A 17,225-nucleotide genomic window follows, 5' to 3' on the forward strand; every position below is an offset into this window, starting at 1 on the left:
GCTTCTGGACGGCACGTGGAAGTTCCAGAGGCGTAGCCGGAGACGTAAACGTAGCCGATCCACTCTACCGGCGGCTCGTTGTTTGGCGCTGTGCGTCGACAGTTCCTGCCCCGCGGCCTTTCGGCTTGGGCTAAACTCTAATGCCTTAGAATCTTGCTTAGAAAAGCCCGGCTGCGGTCGGTCTTCGGGTCGGAGAAAAACGCCTCCGGCGTGCCGCTTTCGACGATGGCGCCGGCGTCCATGAACACCACGCGCTGCGCCACCTTGCGGGCAAAGCCCATTTCGTGCGTTACCACCATCATGGTCATGCCTTCCTCGGCCACCGCGACCATGACGTCGAGCACTTCGGAAATCATCTCGGGATCGAGCGCCGAGGTCGGTTCGTCAAACAGCATGATCTTGGGGCGCATGCCGAGGCAGCGCGCGATGGCCACACGCTGCTGCTGGCCGCCGGACAGCTGTGACGGGTAGGCGTTGACCTTGTCGGCGAGGCCGACCTTGGCCAGCAAGTCGCGCCCGGCCTGCTCGGCCTCGGCGCGGGGGATCTTGCGCACATGGATCGGCGCCAGCGTGACGTTTTCCAGCGCCGTCTTGTGCGGGTAGAGGTTGAACGACTGGAAGACGAAGCCGATCTCGGTGCGCAGCTGCGTCATGTTGGTGGCGGGGTCGCCGAGGCGCTGGCCGTCGACGACGAGGTCGCCATCCTTGATCGCTTCCAGGCCGTTGATGCAGCGGATCAGCGTCGACTTGCCCGAACCACTTGGGCCGCAGACGACGACCACTTCGCGCGGCTCGACGCTGAGCGTGATGTCCTTCAGCACATTGAGCGAGCCGAACCATTTGTTGACGCCGCGAAAGTCGATCATGCCCGTTTTGGTCAGGTTTGTCTTGGTCGGGCTTGGATTGGTCATGGCGGTCAGCCCTTTGGGTTCGATGTCACAGCTGCACCTCGCCATGCGCCGCGCCCATGCGGCGCTCCAGCCGGCGGGCGAGCATGATCAGCGGATAGCAGACGACGAAATAGCCGACGCCGACCAGGAAGAAGACCAGCAGGCCGTTGGGCACACGCTGCACCACAAGCCAGCCGACGCGGGTGAGGTCGGTCAGCCCGATCGCCGAGACGACGGAGGAATCCTTGATCAAGAGTACATATTGCCCGACCAGCGGCGGCAGCACGATGCGCATCGCCTGCGGCAGCACCACCTGGCGCATGCGTTGCCAGCGCGACAGGCCAGACGCCAGAGCTGCCTCAACCTGGCCGGTCGGCACCGAGCGGATGCCGGCGGCGACGATCTCGCAGATGAAGCACGCGGCGAGGTTGGTGAGCGCGATGATGCCGGCCGTGAAGGCATCGAGCTCGATGCCGAATTCCGGCAGGATGAAGAAGATCAGGAAGATCTGCACCAGGAACGGCGTGCCGCGGATCAGGTCGACCCAGGCGCCGATCACGCTCGAGATCAGCCGGTTGCCGCCGGTGCGCAATATGCCGAGGCCGAAACCAAGCAGCGTGCCCAGCACCAGGCTGATCGCCGACAGCATCACGGTCATCCCGAGGCCGCGCAAGGCGAGGGGGTAGCTGCCGGCCAGGCTTTGCAGCTGTTGCCAGATCATGTGCTGCTCCTTGCCGGCTGCAGACCGAGCCAGCGACTGGACAGCCCCGCCAGTCCTTTGAGGCCGTAATAGAGCAGCAGATAGAAGGCGGCGATGGTGATGAAACCTTCTGCCGGCATGAAGCGGTCGGACGCCAGCAACTGGCCGGCGCGCGTCAGTTCGGAAACCGAGATCAGCGACAAAAGCGCGGAATCCTTGACCAGCACGATCGCCTGGCCGAGCAATGGCGGGATCGTCACCTTGAAGGCTTGCGGCAGGATGACCAGGCGCATGCGCTGGACATAGGTCATCCCCGAGGCGACGCCGGCCTCGACCTGGCCGCGCGGGATCGACAAGATGCCGGCGCGGATGATTTCCGCGACATAGGCGCCGCTGTTCAGCGACAGAGCGATGATGCCGACGACCAGCTCGGGCAGGACGAAGCCGAGACGCGGCAGGCCGAAATAGAGGAAGTAGAGCTGCGCCAGCAACGGCGTGGCGCGCACGGCATCGATATAGCCCTTGGCCAGCACGCGAAACAGCTGGCCGCGCTGCAGGTTCATGGCGGCGAGCACGATGCCGACGGCCAGCGCGCCCGCAAAAGACAGCGCCGACAGCCACACGGTCGTGATCAGGCCCTGCCCGAACAGCGGCAGATATTCGACGATGGTGCGGAAGCTGAAATTTTCGAGCATGGCGGTGAATGGTGAATGGTGAATGGGCAGTAGTGAGTAGTGAGTAGTGAGTAGTGAATAGTGAGTAGTGAATAGTGAATAGTGAGTAGTGATGGGCGTCCGGAATGGCCATTCACCATTCACCATTCACCATTCACCATTCACTACTTCCTACTCACTACTCCCTGCTTACCTCTGCTTAGTGATCCTTCTTCCAGGCGTCGGAATTGACCCAGTAGTCGAGGTTCTTCTGCAGGCGTCCGTCGATGCTGACCTGGTTGAGGAACAGGTTCATCCAGATCAACAGGTCCGGCTCGTCGTAGCGGGTGGCGAAGGCAAGCGGCTCCTTCGACAACAGGTCCGGCATGATGGTGAAGGTGCCGGCGGGATAGGCTGTCGACTGACCCTTGACCGCCGAGACGTCGTTGACGCCGCAATCGGCTTGGCCGTTGTTGACCGCGTCGAGCAGCAGCGGGCCGCCGCCCTTGTAGCTCTTGATGTCGGCATCCGGGAAGGCGTTCTTGGCTTCCTTTTCGCCGGTGGCGCCCAACAGCACGGCGATCTTGGTGCCCTTGGCCTTGCAGTCCTCGGTTGTCTTGAACTTGCTGTCGGCCTTGGTGAAGACGGTGCTGCCCGTATACATGTAAGGTGTGGTGAAGGCGACCTTCATGCCGCGCGCCAGCGTCGGCGTCATGTCGGCGACGAGCAGGTCGGCCTTGCCCGAAAGCAGCGCCGGGATCAGCCCGTCCCAGTCATAGTCGAGGAAGGTGATCTTGACGCCCATTTCCTTGGCCATCAACTCGGCGAGTTCGACCGAACTGCCGGTGCGCTCGCCGGCCGCGCCGACCAGCGAGAAGGGAGGTCCTTGCGTCTGTACCGCGACGCGCAATTCGCCGCGCTTGGTGATCTCGTCGAGCGTTCCGGCACTGGCAGCAGCGGTGAGACCCGCAAGCGCAAGTCCGGCGATGAAAAGCTTGGCAATCTTCATTTGGCATTCCTCCTTGTTGTATTGTTCCACTGCGTCGTTTGTTATTTTCACCCTTCGGGTGCTTTTTGAACGGCAGCGCCGTTTGCCGGCGGCGCCACTGTTCGAAAATCCTCAGTCCCAGGCCACCGTCTCGGCAACCTTGATGCCACGTCTCGCCAGCTCCTCGAAGAAGCTGGTGTCGGGAACATGCTGCAGCGGGTTCAAAAGCCCTGGTGTGGTGATCTCGCGCCGCGCCAGCATCTGCGCCACGATGCTGGCGGGATAGCCGACGCCGAGGCTCATGCCGAACAGGCCGGAGCCGAGGTCGCGCTCAATGACCAGGTCCGACGTCACCGTCTTGCGGCGACCGCCTTCGAGACCGGAAAAGACATTGCGCATCACGCAAAGGTCCTTCTCGTCGGCGCCGTACTGGAGTTGCGGGCCGAGCAGCCTGCCGAGAAATTCGCGTGGGCTGGCGCTTGTGCCGGGCACCTTGTCTTCGGAGAGGAAGCCGAGTTCCTTCAGCGGCGCCCAGAACGCCGACCAGCCGGGCCAGCGCAGCGTATAGCGGCCCGAGCGTTGCAGCCCTTTGGCGGCCTCCAGCATCTCGACATAATGCAGCGCGTCGCCATTGGGAAAGGCTTCCAGCCGGCCGAGGCCGGCCACGTCGATCTCGTGGATGAAGCGGTTGTCGTGCTGTCGGCCGGCCGAGACTTCGACGCGCTTGCCGTCCTCGATCATCACGCTGTCGCGGTTCTGGCTGACCAGAACCATGTCGAAATTCCAGCTCACCTTGTAGCGGAGCGGCTTGGCCATTGCCTTCGGCTCGGGGATGCCGCCGCAATAGGAATCGATCGAGGAGATCCTAGAGAACTGCTTGGCGGCGCGCGCGTAGAGCACGAGGTCGATGCCGGGGTCGAGCCCGCATTCGGTCATGATCGAAACGCCGGCCTGTTCAGCCTCCGGCGCCAGATCGGCGATGGCCTTGCCGTAATTGGTGGTGACCAGCGGCGTGCGCGTCGTGATCGCAGCCTGCACCGCCTCGCGCATCAGCGGCTGCGGCAAGAGGTCGATGACCGCGTCGACATCGGCCAGCACGGTGGCGAGTGCCGGACCGATGGCGCCCTCGGGCACCATGAAACGCACGCGAGAAAGGTCGGTCAGGCCGCCGAGCCGGGCAGGTCCGTCAGGCGCGGTATCGACGCAAACCACCTCCTCGATGCCGGCGCTGGCGACGAGATCGGCGATGGCCGCGCGGCCCTGCAGGCCGAGGCCGCCGAGAACAGCTATTCTCATGCCGGCTCCTTGCGCGCCGGTGTTTCTTCCGACCAGCAGCCTTCGGGCAGGCTGACCCATTTGTTGCAGGAGGCCATGACGACGAAGGTCTCGCTGCGCACCACTTCGCCCGGAATGCCGGCGCCCGGAATCAGTTCGCTGGTGATGCGGTAGAGGTCGGCGACATCGCCGGCGACGGTCACGTCGACGATGATGTCGAAGCGCCCGGTAACCACCGAGGCCGAGTTGACGAAAGGCAGTTCGGCAATGCGCTGCGCCAGTTCCCGGGCGCGGCCACGTCCCTGAGCGTTGATCCCGACAATGGCCGAGATCAACTCGGGGCGTTCGGTCAGATTGAGCAGCCCGACGATCTTCAAGAGGTTGCGGTCGAGCAGATTGCGCAACCTTGAGCGCACCGTCGGCACCGAGATCGCCATCGTCTCGGCGAGCCGGTTGATGCCGGGCTGGGCATCCTGCGACAACAGCTTTACCAGCCGTCGATCGGTTTGATCGAGATGCTCACGCAAAGGCAAGCCTTTCATAAAGGGAAAGAAACGATCGGATTTTCTTTCGGATATGAAAAATACCTTATGGGGAATTTTTTACAGCAGCAAGAGCTATGTCATCCCTCTGTGTCCCTTCCGTGTGCGTTCGGGCAAGACAGGATCAGGGGCCTCTGTCCTGCTGGACATCTCCTCACAAGAGGGAAATCGCTAGTTTCGTCGAGGTTGCCACATTTGTTCTTGTTTTGTTCCAGCAGCTATGCTACTAATTTGGGGTAGGTGCTGATTCGCGCCGCCAGCCCGCCTTCCGAGGCGGGTTTTTTGTTTTCAGCATACCTTTGAAGGTTCATCGCCGCCTTTGAGGCTGGCGGGACAGCGCCGTTCGGGGCGCTGTGTTCGAAGGCGAAAAAGCAAACGGCGCAAGGGGTGTGCTTCGAATTTCATGGAAAGGAACGGTGAATCGATATGAAGAAGATTTTTCATCTGTTGGTGCTAACTGCAATCTGCACCATTGCTGCTACCATGGTGCCAATTGGCGCCGCATATGCCCAGAACGCGCCCTACTGGCGTGCGGACTGGGAGGAGGGGTCTTGCACCGGAGCCTCGTGCTATACCGACTGGTCTTTCGTTCAGGCGGAGGATCCCGCGGAAGCTGATCCCAACCTGAACGCAATTGTCAGCGGCTTGGTCTCGACCGGCGCGGGGAATGTATCCTCGCACGGCGGCAACAGCTTCGGAAAGTTCGAAACGACGGTGGCTGCCATCAATGCTGGAAAGCCCCATTCCAAAGTCTACAAAGAGTGGCTCTTTCCAGGCGGCCTGGCCAAGAACGACGCTTTCGGACGTCCGCTCCAGGCCGTGTCGCCATCAGGGATCGATGGGACCTATGTCTCGTGGTTTTTCATTCCGTCCAATTACCAGGCGGCCAATGGCTGGACGAATATCTTCCAGTTCAAGGTGACCGAGCAATCGCCTTTCTCGCAGGAACCAACGTGGTGGGTCAACTTGCGCGACAGTCAGACTGAGGATTTGCTGCTGCTGCATGTGGAAAATGCGGCACCCGGAACCTACAATCCGGCTAATGATGTTCCCGCACCGAAGGGCCGTTGGTTTCAGCTGCGCGCGGATCTCTATGAAGGGGTGGGCATCGATTGGTATCTGGACGGGGTGTTTTGGCAATCATCGTCAAACGCAACGTGGCCGGTCGGGCGGGATTCAGACGGATCAGGTACACCTCAGTCATTTGTGTTTGGCGTGGGTCACTATGGTGGAGTTGGCAAGATCTATACGGACGATGCCTATTTGGTCGCAAAATAGCTACTGCCAAATTGCCCTGGCGCATAAAACACTAAGCTGCTTCGGGTCCAAACGGGGCAGCTTTTTTTGCACTTGAGCACGTCGCGTTTGAACGGGACCCCTGCGACGCGCTTAAGTCTCTGTTCATGCATGTCGTCGTCCCAAAACCGCTGTGCATTTTGGGGCGACAGGCAGTCGAGGATGTGCGCGACAGCACTAGGCGACGGAGTTCGGAGACGATCTTGCCGCCGCCGTGGTCGCTTGAACGCGACGCGAGGTCGTAGTGAGCAACGCACCCGCATAGCAGGCCGACCGAGTTGCGGCGTAGCCGCAACTCACGCCTTCACCTGATAAGCGGAGAGGCTCATTCGCGACATGGCCAAAAGCGGCCTTTCAATAAAACTATAACTCGCCAGGGACACGGCGATGCAGGCGGTGACAATAGCTATGCCTGCAAGCCATGGTGACACATTGGCGGTTGCAACGACAGGAGCGATCGCGAGCAGCACGATAGGATGGGTCAAATAGAGAGAGTAGGAAGCATCTCCCAGCCTTGCCAGCACGCGAGGAGCAAAAAGTCGGAAGTAGCTCTCCAGGCTGATGCAACCCGCGACAAGGATCAGCGCCGGGATACCTTGAGCAAGGGTTCGCGGCAAGTTGAAGCCAAGTACCATCACCAGTGTGGACACAATAGCGAACCCGACAGCCGAGGCACCCAGGAAAGCGGGCAAACGCACCAGTCTGCCGACCAGATGGCCGACAGCCATGCCGGCAAGGAACTCAAACAGGATTGGCGTGGTATAGAAAAACAGCACAGTGTCGGCGGCGGGTTTGAAGATAATGCGTGCGGCTACGGCGATTGCAAAGACAACGCCAATGGTGGCCATTTGCGTCAGCGCACCAAAACCCATAGTCGCCGCGAACAGAATGTAAAACAGGATTTCCAGATTGAGCGTCCAACCCACGCCAAGCACTGGCTGGACATAGCCTGTGGCCGTATCGAGATAGGGCACGAAAAGCAGGCTGTTGGCAATCTGCTCAAAGGACACTCCACGACCGGCAAACAGCCAAAGTGCGGCGACCATGAGGAAGGTCATGACCCAATAGAACGGAACGACGCGCGTGAACCGCTGCATCAAAAAAGCACGGTGGTCGCGATGTCTGTTCTCCGTCGAGAGAACCATGACGAAACCGCTGATGACGAAAAACAGGTCGACGCCGCTGTTTAGAATGGGAATAGGCAAATCGAGCACGCCTAGTGCGGCCGGAAGATGATAGATAACAACCATAAGGGCTGCTAGCCCCCGCAGGGTCTGTATCGATGTATATTGTTGAATCCGACGCGGCGCAGCGTGATCATTATCCGGAATGACGTTCATTAAAAAAGTCCCCGATGCGGGAGAATATTAACATAGATGAGACCGTTGATGCGACTATTAACTGCCGGTTTAATTAATACATAAAATTTGAATAGCTTCCACCGACTTTCGCGGCCCGGGCCTTGCGATCGCCATCGTCTCGGCGATGCCTTGGCGCGCTGCTTGTATGCGCTATCGCCCGGCCCGGAAGATCGCCACCGCAGCCGCCACCAGTGCCGCATTGCCGGCCGCCACCGTTCCATCCGGCAGGTCTTTGCCGTCCTCCAGCCCGACGCGCGTCGACCAGTTGTGCTCCGCCGCACGGCGCACGAACGGCCAGACCGTGGCGTCGGACCCATGCAGCAGGATGACACGGCGGATGCCGGCGCGATCCAGCACTTTCTCGATGCCGTCCGAAACGGCAAAGGCCTCGTCCAGCGTCTGCTCGGAAATCTCGATCAGCACGCGCAGAACGCGTCCGCCATGGTCGAGGCTGACGAGACGCTCGGCGTCGGCGACTGAAGCCAATCCGGCTTCGACCCCGATACCGCGTTGTCGCAGGCTCTCCATGACGATGGGGGCTGCCGCCTCGCTGAGATTGACCGAGGCATAGTCCGGCAATTCGCGCCAGCCGGCGATGGCGACCAGCGTGCTGGTATCGTCGTTCTCGATCCAGGCACCGGTGGAGACGCCGATCAGCGTGCCGGGGCAGGCGCGGCGCAGCGCCGCGATCGTCGGGTCCATCGCCGCAGGCGCAAGGCTCTCGCGGCGGTCCGCGCCGCGGGCATGGATGTGCAGCTCGGCCGCACCCGCGGCAACAGAGGCCGCACCATCGCGCGCCATGGCCTCGGCGTCGAGCGGCAGCGTGGGATGAAAATCGGCGGGACGCGCGCCGTTGATGCAGGTCTGGACGATCATGGTTCTCGCGATCCTGTTGCGGATGGTGCGAGCCTAGCTCAGGGCTGCCAAAATCGGTACCGGTCCGCCGAAGGCTCCTGACAGGTGGATGCGACCCGGCCTGAATCAGTTCGGCAGGAGGCGCCCCTATCATATTGTTCGAAACCGATCTTCCGCGAGTTCAGTGGCGGGACGTCAATGGCCAGTGACACGCTTGCCGGAGAACTTACTCTTCCTCGGTCCAGATCAGCCGCAGCAGGCGCAGCAGCGTTGCCCGCTCTTTTTTCGTCAGCCGCTCCAGGAGCCGGTCCTCGTGCCGGCGCACCTGCCGGCGCCATGCCGGCATGGCGGCTTTGGCCGCCTTGGTCAAAGCCAGCACCTGCACGCGTCTGTCCTGCGCATGGTCGTCGCGCTCGACCAGGCCGCGCTCTTCGAGTTCGGCCAACAGCGGCGCCATGTTCGCGCTCTTCATGCCGAGCAGGCGGCAAAGCTCGGCGGCCCGAATGCCAGGCCTTTCGTCGATCAGCGCCAGCATGCCATAGGTGACCGGGCGCAGCGCCGCATCGGCCAGCTCGACCGCGAAATCATTGAGCGCCAGCGCCGAAGCGCGCCGCAGATTGTAGCCGATCTGCGCGTCGAGCCTGTCTTCGGGCGCGACCCTGCTCGCCTTGCCGGATGCGGTGCGATCTGCCGTCTCGTTCATGCTGCAAGCGATCACCGCGATCAAGGCTCTTGTCAAGGAGAAAATACTATGCGACATAGCAATTATGAAGGCTATGTCACATAGCTATTGATGACATGTCGGGGAGGAGCGCAACTCTTGCCTCGTCACACAGGAACGCAAGCAGGAGGAGAATTGCCATGACCCAAGACACCGTTGCCTTCGACATCGAGGACGGCATCGCCTGGGTGCGCTTCAATCGCCCTGAAAAACGCAATTGCATGAACCCGGCGCTCAATCGGCGCATGATGGAAGTGCTGGACCAGCTCGAATACCGCGACGATGTCGGCGTGCTGGTGCTGTCGGGCGAAGGCAATGCCTGGTCGGCGGGCATGGATCTCAAGGAGTATTTTCGCGAGACCGAGGCCAAGGGGCTGGGCGCCGTCCGCAAGGCTCAAGGCGAGGCCTATGGCTGGTGGCGGCGGCTGCGCTGGTACCGCAAGCCGACCATCGCCATGGTCAATGGCTGGTGCTTTGGCGGCGGCTATGGCCCGCTGTTTGCCTGCGACCTCGCTTTCGCCGCCGACGAGGCGCAATTCGCGCTGTCGGAGATCAACTGGGGCATCCTGCCCGGCGGCGGCGCCACCAAGGTGGTGGTCGACCTGCTGTCGATGCGCGACGCCATGTACCACGCGCTGACCGGCGAACTCATCGACGGCAGGAAGGCGGCGGCCTGGAAGCTGGTCAACGAAAGCCTGCCGCTGGCGGAGTTGAAGCCACGAGTTACCGAGGTGGCGAACATCCTGCTGAAGAAAAACCCGGTGGCGCTGAAGGCGACCAAGGACGCCATCCGCCGCGTCGCCGAGATGACCTACGACAATGCCGAGGACTATCTGGTGCGCGCGCAGGAGGCGGCCAATTCCTACGACAATGACGGCCGCAAGGAAGGCATCCGCCAGTTCATCGACGAAAAGAGCTACAAGCCCGGCCTCGGCGCCTATGACAAGGCGAGGTGATCAGCCAATATCCGATCTGGGAGGAGATGCAGATGCCGGCCTGGACGACGCCCGATCCCGTGGCCTTGCATGCCGAGACGCAGCCAGAGCGTCTTGCATGCGTCGACCTCGCTTCCGGGCGGCGCTGGACCTACGGCAGGTTCGACGAAGCCATCCAGCGCGCTGTCGCCGTCCTTGAGAGCGGCTACGGCATCGAGCCGGGGCAGCGCATCGCCACCGCCGCCCGCAACAGTGTCGATCTCCTGATCCTGCAGCAGGCCGCCATGCGGCTCGGCGCCGTCTTCGTGCCGGCGAACTGGCGCCTCGCTGCACCTGAGCAACAGGCAATCCTAGCCGATTGCGATCCCGCGCTGCTGCTGCACGACACCGCGTTTGAATTGGCGCCGCCCGAGGGCTGCGTGCCGGTCGAGATCGCTGCCTTCGCCGCGGCGGTGGACGCGCAAGCGCCGGCGCCGCGCCGGCCTTTGCCGCCGGCCGATCATCCATCGATCATCCTCTACACCTCGGGCACGTCCGGCCGGCCGAAGGGGGTGATCATCACCGAGGCCAACGCCTCCGCCACCGCGGTCAATTTCGGCGTGCTGGGCCGCGTCGGCAATTCAAGCGTCTTCCTCTGCGACGCGCCGATGTTCCATGTCATCGGCCTCATCACCAGCCTGCGTCCGCCCTTGCTGCAGGGCGGCACCGTGCTGATCTCGCCCGGCTTCGAGGCCGGCCTCACCAACCGCCGCCTGGCCGATCCCGACCTCGGCGTCACCCACTATTTCTGCGTCCCGCAAATGGCCAAAATGGTGCGCGAAGATGCCGCGTTCTCGCCGGCAAACTGGACCACACTGACTGCCATCTTCACCGGCGGCGCGCCCAATCCCGCCGCCGACATCCTCTGGTGGCTGGAGCAGGGCGTGCGCATGGTCGATGGCTTCGGCATGACCGAGGCCGGTACCGTGCTCGGCATGCCGGTCGAGGCCGGCCAGATCGCCCGCAAGGCGGGTTCTGCCGGCCTGCCGGCGCCATCATTGTGCTTGCGCATCGTCGACGAAGATGGCCACGACGCCGCGGCCGGGGAGGCGGGCGAGATCTGGCTCAGCGGCCCCAACGTCACGCCGGGCTACTGGAACCGTCCTGACGCGACGGCACAGGCCTTCACATCGGATGGCTGGTTCCGCACTGGCGACATAGCGCGCCGGGACGAAGACGGCTTCGTCACCCTGGTCGATCGCCGCAAGGACATGTTCATTTCCGGCGGCGAGAACGTCTATCCGGCCGAGGTCGAAATGGCGTTGCTCGCTCATCCCGACATTGCCGAAGCGGCTGTCATCGGCATCGCCGACGAGCGCTGGGGCGAGGTCGGCCGCGCCTTCGTCGTGCTGAAGGCTGGCTGCGTCCTCGATCCGGCGGCGCTCGCGGCGCACTGTGCGGCTCGCATCGCCCGCTACAAGGTGCCGAAGGAATTCCTGCTCACCGACGCGTTGCCCCGCACCGCCTCCGGCAAGATTCAGAAACACATTTTGCGCGGCTGCCGGTGACCCCACCGCCGTCCTTCACTGCGCCCGCGCTTTGGCCACGTCGGCTGGCGTGATGGCGGATTGCTTGCCGCCGAAATGCGCCAGCACATAGTTGCCGAGGGCTGCGATCTCGGTATCCGAATAGGCGTTGGCGAAAGCCGGCATGGCCTGCTTGCCCAGCGGCGTCGTCATATGCGCGCCTTTCAGGATGACCTGGATCAGATTGGTGCCGTCGGGGTCGTTGACCGTGCGGCTGCCGCGCAGTGCCGCGTAGGGCGTCTGCAACCCTTCACCATTCCATCCGTGACAGCTGGCGCAGGCGCCCTGGAACAGCTTCAGGCCGAGCCCGCCTTGCGCCACTGAATCGGCAGACGGAGCGTAGGCGATGGACGTCGTCAGTGTTGCCGGCGGCTCGACTTCGACGATCGCCTTGTCGCTGCTGACTTGCGGCGGAACGGTTTTTACGTAAGTGACGATCGCCTTGATGTCTTCCGGCGTCAAATGGCGCAGGCTGTAGTCGACGGCTTCGCCCATGTTGCCGGTGGCCGCACCACGCCCTTCCGCATGACCCTTGAAGAGATAGTTGGACAGCTGCTCCTCGCTCCAGCTTCCGATGCCGGTCGTCTTGTCCGAACTGATGTTGTAGGCCTTCCAGCCCTGCAGTTCGGCGCCGGCGAATTTCTTGCTGTTGTCGAGCCCATAGAACAGGTTGCGGGGCGTGTGGCATTCGCCGCAATGCGCCATCGCTTCGGTGAGATAGGCGCCGCGGTTCCATTCCGCGCTCTGCTTTTCGTCTTGTGGCAACGGACCGTCGGGAACGAACAACAGGTTCCAGAACCGCAGGACATAACGCTGGTTGAACGGAAAACTCAGATCGTTCTTCGGCGCCTCGGCGTGCACCGGCGGCAGGCTGAACAGATAGGCCTTGATCGCCAGCGCATCTTCCGTGGCCATCCTGGCATAGGAGGCATAGGAAAAGGCCGGATAGAGATTGCGGCCTTGCTTGTCGATGCCCTGATGCAAGGCACGCACGAACTCCGCGTCGCTCCAGTCGCCGATGCCGGTTTCCTTGTCGGCGGTGATGTTTGGGGAATAGACGGTGCCGAACGGCAGCTTGAAGGCAAGGCCGCCGGCATAGGGCTGGCCGCCTCCGGTTGTGTGGCAGGCGACGCAATCGGCGGCGCGCGTCAGATATTCGCCGCGATCGATCAGCGCCTGACCGGTCGGCAGTTTCGCCGCCGCCATGGAGACGTCCGGCAGCGACGCCGGTTTGAACAGGAAGATCGCAACGCCGGCGGCGATGACGACCACGACAGCGAGGAGGATGCGGACCAAGCTTCTCATGGCCTGGCCCTCACAGCGCTTCGGCTTCGGTTTCGATGCCGGTCTCCGGGCGCTCCCTGCTGTTCGCCAGCACCGCCAGCAAGGGTGCTGCGGGCGGCGGCACCATCGACACGCTGGTCTTGTCGGCGCCGTCGCTCTTCAGCTGGTTGCGGTCGATGGGCAGGCTGCGCAGGCGTTTTCCCGTCGCGGCAAAGATCGCGTTGGCAAGGGCAGGCCCGGCCGAAACCGTTGCTGTCTCGCCGATGCCGCCGGGCGATTCCAGGCTCTTGACGTGATAGACCTCGATCTTCGGCGCCTCATTGTTGCGCAGGATGCGGTAGTCGTGAAAATTACTCTGGTCGACGCGGCCATTGCTGAAAGTGATGCCGCTGTAGAGCGCCGCCGACAGGCCGAAGATCAACCCGCCTTCGATCTGGGCTTCGACCGTGTTTGGGTTGATGGCGATGCCGCAATCGACGGCCACCACCGCGCGCTGCAGCGTAATCTCGCCGGCCGCTGAAACCGAGATCTCCAGCACCGCGGCCATGAAGCTGCCGAAGGCATCGTGCAGGGAAATGCCGCGGCCGCTGCCGGCCGGAAGCGGCGAGCCCCATCCCGACTTTTCGGCCGCAAGCTCGAGCACGCCTGCGGCCCGCGGCTGGTTCTTGGTCAGCGCCCGGCGATACTCCACCGGATCCCTGCCCACCGCATAGGCGAGTTCGTCCATAAAACTTTCGACCACGAAGACATTGTGCGTCGGCCCGACACCGCGCCACCAGGTGATCGGCACCGGCGGATCCTCGCGCACCCAGTCGACCTGGATGACCGGCAGATCATAGGGCGGTTTGGCGGCGCCCTCGACGGCATCGTCGTCAAGCTTGTCCTGAGGCCAGCCGCCGGGGATGTAATTACCCAACACCGAACCGCCGGCGACATGGTCGATCCACACGGTTGGCAAGCCGTCGGCGCCGAGACCGGCTGATATCCGGTCGTAGTAGGTCGGCCGGTAGAGATCGTGCTGGATGTCTTCTTCACGCGTCCAGATAACTTTGACCGGGTAGCTCACCTGTTTGGCGATCGCCACCGCCTGGCCGACATATTCAGCGACAAGCCGGCGGCCGAAGCCGCCGCCGATCAGGTGATTGTGCACGATGATCTTGTCGAGCGGAAAGCCCGTGACCTGTGCCGCCCAGCCTTGCGCCTGGGTGGGCACCTGGGTGCCGAGCCAGATCTCGCATTCATCGGCGCGCACATGCACGACGCAGTTGACCGGCTCCATCGGCGCATGGGCCAGGAACGGCAGCTCATAGCTCGCCTCGACCGTCTTGACGGCGGCTTTCAGCGCGCCGGCGACGTCGCCTTCCTGGCGCGCCATGATCGGTGTCTTGTTTTTGGACGCAGCCTTCAGCGTGTTCATCATATCGGCGCTTGAAAGCCTGGCGTTGGCGCCTTCGTCCCAGGTGATGGTGAGGGCCTCGAGGCCTTTCTTGGCCGCCCAGAAATGATCGCCGATCACGGCGACCGCATTGTCCAGCCTGACGATATCGCGCACGCCTGGGACGGCGCGTGCCGCCGTCTCGTCCACATCGCCGAGCTTGCCGCCGATCACCGGACAGGCGGCGACCGTCGCCACCTTCATGCCGGGCACGCGCACATCGATGCCGTAGACCACTGCGCCATTGACCTTGCCCGCCGTGTCGACCCGGCGCAGCGACTTGCCGATTANGCACATCGATGCCGTAGACCACTGCGCCATTGACCTTGCCCGCCGTGTCGACCCGGCGCAGCGACTTGCCGATTAGCTGGAAATCCTTGGGGTCCTTGAGCTTGACGTCGCTCGGCACCGGTTGCTTGCCGGCCGCGTCGGCGAGCGCGCCATAGGCCAGCTGCCGGCCTGTCGGCAGATGCGTGACCACGCCAAGCTTGGCGCTGCATTCCGAAATCGGAACCGCCCATTGCGCGGCTGCTGCCGCAACCAGCATCGTGCGGGCAACGGCGCCTGCCTTGCGCAGCGATTCCCAGGTTGCCCGCATCGAGGTCGAGCCGCCCGTTGCCTGGCCGCCAAGCGCAGCGGTGGCGTACAGCTTGTCGTTGGGCGGCGCGTCGACGACCTTCACCTGGTCCAGGCCGACTTCCAGTTCCTCGGCAATCAACGTCGCTTCGCCGGTGTGCGTGCCTTGGCCCATTTCGATGTTGGGCAGGATGAAAGTGATCTTGCCGTCGCTGTCGACGCGGATAAAAGCATCGGGTGAAAAGGCGGCGGTGACGTCGCCCTCGACGGGTTCGGCGGCGGCAAAACCGGGCCTGGTGCCGGCGCCCAGCATGGTGAAGCCGAGCAGAAGGCCGCTGCCCTGCAGGAAGGCACGGCGCGAGGTGAATTTTTGGGTGGGGGAGGAGGACGGCTTGCTCATGGCTGGCTATCTCCCTCAGGCCTTCGCGGCCTGTTTTATGGCCGCTCTTATTCGCGTGTAGGTGCCGCACCTGCAGATATTGCCGGACATGGCGGCGTCGATATCGCTGTCGCTCGGGTCGGGGTTGCGCTCCAGCAGCGCCGAGGCCGACATGATCTGGCCGGACTGGCAATAGCCGCACTGGATGACTTCAAGGTCGAGCCATGCCTGTTGCACTTTCTTGCCCGATGGCGTCGCATCGATCGCCTCGACGGTGGTGACATGGCGCGACCCAACCGACGCGACCGGCAACACGCAGGATCGCACCGGTTGCCCGTCAAGCTGCACCGTGCAGGCGCCGCACTGGGCGATGCCGCAACCGAACTTCGTGCCGGTCAGGCCGATGACATCGCGCAGCACCCACAGCAATGGCATATCGTCCGGCACGTCGACACTGCGATCCTCGCCGTTTACATTGAGCGCAATCATGGGCCTCTCCTCGGTTATCCGCATCCCCGTGGACAATGCAGTAGGCACCTGTTTGCCGGTAGTGTCTAATCACATGCATGTTGTTCGGCACCGCAACGCGTGTGCAAATCGCACTCGTGTGCGCGCCACAGTGCCCCTGATCTTTGCCGGGCTGCCGGCTGAAAGGTTTTTGCGATGGCTGAGTTGAAGGTCAGAACCCGCGTCACCGGCGCGACGGCGACGCTGCAGCCCGGCGGCTTGCCTTCCATCACCACTCCGACCGGCGGTGCAGTCGATGTCGTCACCGGCGTCAGCGCGCCGGGCTTCAATCCGCTCGACCTGCTCTACGCCTCGCTCGCCGCCTGCATGGTGCTGAGCGCGCGCATCGCCGCCTCCCGCCTCGGGGTTGCCGCCGCGCTTGGCGAGGTGCGCGCCGAGGTCGGCGGCGAGAAGGCCAAGGACGAGCCGTCGCGCGTCGAAAGGCTCAACATCAGGCTCGACATCTCAGGCGATCTCGACGCTGCGACCAAGCAGCGGATCGTCGAGGACGCCGAAGCGATCTGCACGGTGTCCAACACGCTGCGCGCCGCGCCGCAATTGCATACGACGCTTGGGTGAGGGCTTCGCAGAATGCCTCGCTGCCACCAACCAAGGACCGTCCCATGGCCATGATCCCGCCGATCGACTACGCCTCGGCATCGCATGACATCCGCGCCGAGCACGACAGGGAGCTTGGCCTGCGCGGACGCATGACCAACATGAAGCGCATCCTGCTGCATTCACCGGCGGCCCACCGCATCTATGCCGAATGGTTCACCCTGCGCGATCTGCTCAAGCCCGCACTCGACGACCGCGCTGTCTGGCTGTTGTCGCTGGCGATCTCCGAGAGATGCCGCGCCGAGATACCGCTTACCTTCTTCCGCCGCGCGCTGATCGACAGCGGTCTTGATCCCGAGGCGATCGAGCCCAGCGCTGAAGAAGCTTTGCTGATCGAATTCGGCAAGGCAGTCGCTGCCGATACCAACGCCGTTCCCGACGATGTCTGGGCGGCACTCAAGGCTCGCTACGACGACACACTGCTGGTCAACCTCGTCGCCTTCGCCGGCATCATGGTGGCGACCTGCGTGTTCACGAATGCGGTGCGCGTTGATCTCGACCCGGAGCTGGAGGTGTATCGCAAGCGGTGAAGCGCGTTTTCCCTTCTCCCACAGGGGCGAAGGGGAAGATTGTCCGAACCGGATAGATAGGTAACAGAATGGACCGATAGCATGGGTGACAGTTTTCTTGTCCGCCGGAGGACCG

At 63.0% G+C, this 17,225-nt stretch carries 17 protein-coding genes and 1 pseudogene; 5 read left to right on the forward strand and 13 right to left on the reverse strand.

The window, feature by feature from the left end; genetic code table 11:
• Positions 1-137: 137 nt before the first annotated feature.
• The 6 genes from X730_RS143645 to X730_RS143620 all read right to left on the reverse strand — a co-directional run bounded on the left by X730_RS143645 (position 138) and on the right by X730_RS143620 (position 5,033).
• Positions 138-866, reverse strand: coding sequence for an amino acid ABC transporter ATP-binding protein (locus tag X730_RS143645; RefSeq protein WP_023670319.1), 729 nt, complete (start codon positions 864-866; stop codon positions 138-140).
• Positions 867-936: 70 nt separating this feature from the next.
• Complete coding sequence (locus tag X730_RS143640) at positions 937-1,611, reverse strand: amino acid ABC transporter permease (protein WP_023684787.1); 675 nt, start codon at positions 1,609-1,611, stop codon at positions 937-939.
• Positions 1,608-2,285: an amino acid ABC transporter permease gene (locus X730_RS143635; RefSeq protein WP_023684788.1), complete on the reverse strand. Its 678-nt coding sequence runs from the start codon at positions 2,283-2,285 to the stop codon at positions 1,608-1,610. The genes X730_RS143640 and X730_RS143635 overlap by 4 nt, the downstream gene beginning before the upstream one ends.
• A 178-nt stretch (positions 2,286-2,463) precedes the next feature.
• Positions 2,464-3,252, reverse strand: coding sequence for an ABC transporter substrate-binding protein (locus tag X730_RS143630; RefSeq protein ID WP_023684789.1), 789 nt, complete (start codon positions 3,250-3,252; stop codon positions 2,464-2,466).
• Between the two features lie 111 nt (positions 3,253-3,363).
• Positions 3,364-4,527: a saccharopine dehydrogenase family protein gene (locus tag X730_RS143625; protein ID WP_023826953.1), complete on the reverse strand. Its 1,164-nt coding sequence runs from the start codon at positions 4,525-4,527 to the stop codon at positions 3,364-3,366.
• A complete protein-coding gene (locus X730_RS143620; RefSeq protein WP_023754678.1) occupies positions 4,524-5,033 on the reverse strand; it encodes an Lrp/AsnC family transcriptional regulator in 510 nt (169 codons plus the stop codon). The genes X730_RS143625 and X730_RS143620 overlap by 4 nt, the downstream gene beginning before the upstream one ends.
• Before the next feature lie 441 nt (positions 5,034-5,474).
• Between X730_RS143620 and X730_RS143615 the strand changes: the two genes are divergently transcribed.
• Complete coding sequence (locus X730_RS143615; RefSeq protein WP_023826954.1) at positions 5,475-6,326, forward strand: hypothetical protein; 852 nt, start codon at positions 5,475-5,477, stop codon at positions 6,324-6,326.
• A 314-nt stretch (positions 6,327-6,640) separates the two neighbouring features.
• Here the strand turns inward: X730_RS143615 and X730_RS143610 are convergent, their stop codons facing one another.
• The 3 genes from X730_RS143610 to X730_RS0134160 form a co-directional block, all read right to left on the reverse strand.
• Entirely contained in the window at positions 6,641-7,684 is a 1,044-nt protein-coding gene (locus tag X730_RS143610) for an acyltransferase (RefSeq protein WP_081731617.1), read from the reverse strand.
• A 171-nt stretch (positions 7,685-7,855) separates the two neighbouring features.
• Positions 7,856-8,581: a 3-keto-5-aminohexanoate cleavage protein gene (locus X730_RS143605; RefSeq protein WP_023826955.1), complete on the reverse strand. Its 726-nt coding sequence runs from the start codon at positions 8,579-8,581 to the stop codon at positions 7,856-7,858.
• A gap of 205 nt (positions 8,582-8,786) precedes the next feature.
• Positions 8,787-9,263, reverse strand: coding sequence for a MarR family transcriptional regulator (locus tag X730_RS0134160; protein WP_050588144.1), 477 nt, complete (start codon positions 9,261-9,263; stop codon positions 8,787-8,789).
• A 158-nt stretch (positions 9,264-9,421) separates the two neighbouring features.
• Between X730_RS0134160 and X730_RS143600 the strand changes: the two genes are divergently transcribed.
• Positions 9,422-10,237: a p-hydroxycinnamoyl CoA hydratase/lyase gene (locus tag X730_RS143600; RefSeq protein ID WP_023754674.1), complete on the forward strand. Its 816-nt coding sequence runs from the start codon at positions 9,422-9,424 to the stop codon at positions 10,235-10,237.
• Entirely contained in the window at positions 10,234-11,763 is a 1,530-nt protein-coding gene (locus X730_RS143595) for an AMP-binding protein (RefSeq protein ID WP_023826956.1), read from the forward strand. The genes X730_RS143600 and X730_RS143595 overlap by 4 nt, the downstream gene beginning before the upstream one ends.
• A gap of 15 nt (positions 11,764-11,778) precedes the next feature.
• On the opposite strand, the gene X730_RS143590 is transcribed toward X730_RS143595, so the two are convergent.
• The 4 genes and pseudogenes from X730_RS143590 to X730_RS0134170 form a co-directional block, all read right to left on the reverse strand.
• Positions 11,779-13,086, reverse strand: coding sequence for a cytochrome c (locus tag X730_RS143590; protein WP_023754672.1), 1,308 nt, complete (start codon positions 13,084-13,086; stop codon positions 11,779-11,781).
• 10 nt (positions 13,087-13,096) lie between these two features.
• The gene (locus X730_RS01000000164655; protein ID WP_245261399.1) at positions 13,097-14,821 is read right to left on the reverse strand and encodes a molybdopterin cofactor-binding domain-containing protein; all 1,725 of its coding nucleotides are present in this window, start codon (positions 14,819-14,821) and stop codon (positions 13,097-13,099) included.
• 124 nt (positions 14,822-14,945) lie between these two features.
• Positions 14,946-15,476 (reverse strand): annotated as a pseudogene (locus X730_RS1000000168735) (molybdopterin cofactor-binding domain-containing protein); the annotation flags it as partial.
• A gap of 15 nt (positions 15,477-15,491) precedes the next feature.
• Positions 15,492-15,944, reverse strand: coding sequence for a (2Fe-2S)-binding protein (locus X730_RS0134170; RefSeq protein ID WP_031197152.1), 453 nt, complete (start codon positions 15,942-15,944; stop codon positions 15,492-15,494).
• A gap of 174 nt (positions 15,945-16,118) precedes the next feature.
• On the opposite strand from X730_RS0134170, the gene X730_RS143585 reads away from it, so the two are divergent.
• On the forward strand, positions 16,119-16,541 hold the full coding sequence (locus tag X730_RS143585; RefSeq protein WP_023754670.1) for an OsmC family protein: 423 nt from the start codon (positions 16,119-16,121) through the stop codon (positions 16,539-16,541).
• Positions 16,542-16,585: 44 nt separating this feature from the next.
• On the forward strand, positions 16,586-17,110 hold the full coding sequence (locus tag X730_RS143580) for a hypothetical protein (RefSeq protein WP_023754669.1): 525 nt from the start codon (positions 16,586-16,588) through the stop codon (positions 17,108-17,110).
• Positions 17,111-17,225: the final 115 nt, after the last annotated feature.

The organism is Mesorhizobium sp. L103C131B0 (assembly GCF_000502275.1).
GTDB lineage: Bacteria > Pseudomonadota > Alphaproteobacteria > Rhizobiales > Rhizobiaceae > Mesorhizobium.

Excerpts from the sequence above, each read along its gene's own strand:
- X730_RS143645 (WP_023670319.1), bottom strand. The coding sequence starts at position 866 with ATGATCGACTTTCGCGGCGTCAACAAATGGTTCGGCTCGCTCAATGTG.
- X730_RS143640 (WP_023684787.1), bottom strand. The coding sequence starts at position 1,611 with ATGATCTGGCAACAGCTGCAAAGCCTGGCCGGCAGCTACCCCCTCGCC.
- X730_RS143635 (WP_023684788.1), bottom strand. The coding sequence starts at position 2,285 with ATGCTCGAAAATTTCAGCTTCCGCACCATCGTCGAATATCTGCCGCTG.
- X730_RS143630 (WP_023684789.1), bottom strand. The coding sequence starts at position 3,252 with ATGAAGATTGCCAAGCTTTTCATCGCCGGACTTGCGCTTGCGGGTCTC.
- X730_RS143625 (WP_023826953.1), bottom strand. The coding sequence starts at position 4,527 with ATGAGAATAGCTGTTCTCGGCGGCCTCGGCCTGCAGGGCCGCGCGGCC.
- X730_RS143615 (WP_023826954.1), top strand. The coding sequence starts at position 5,475 with ATGAAGAAGATTTTTCATCTGTTGGTGCTAACTGCAATCTGCACCATT.
- X730_RS143610 (WP_081731617.1), bottom strand. The coding sequence starts at position 7,684 with ATGAACGTCATTCCGGATAATGATCACGCTGCGCCGCGTCGGATTCAA.
- X730_RS143605 (WP_023826955.1), bottom strand. The coding sequence starts at position 8,581 with ATGATCGTCCAGACCTGCATCAACGGCGCGCGTCCCGCCGATTTTCAT.
- X730_RS0134160 (WP_050588144.1), bottom strand. The coding sequence starts at position 9,263 with ATGAACGAGACGGCAGATCGCACCGCATCCGGCAAGGCGAGCAGGGTC.
- X730_RS143600 (WP_023754674.1), top strand. The coding sequence starts at position 9,422 with ATGACCCAAGACACCGTTGCCTTCGACATCGAGGACGGCATCGCCTGG.
- X730_RS143590 (WP_023754672.1), bottom strand. The coding sequence starts at position 13,086 with ATGAGAAGCTTGGTCCGCATCCTCCTCGCTGTCGTGGTCGTCATCGCC.
- X730_RS0134170 (WP_031197152.1), bottom strand. The coding sequence starts at position 15,944 with ATGATTGCGCTCAATGTAAACGGCGAGGATCGCAGTGTCGACGTGCCG.
- X730_RS143585 (WP_023754670.1), top strand. The coding sequence starts at position 16,119 with ATGGCTGAGTTGAAGGTCAGAACCCGCGTCACCGGCGCGACGGCGACG.
- X730_RS143580 (WP_023754669.1), top strand. The coding sequence starts at position 16,586 with ATGGCCATGATCCCGCCGATCGACTACGCCTCGGCATCGCATGACATC.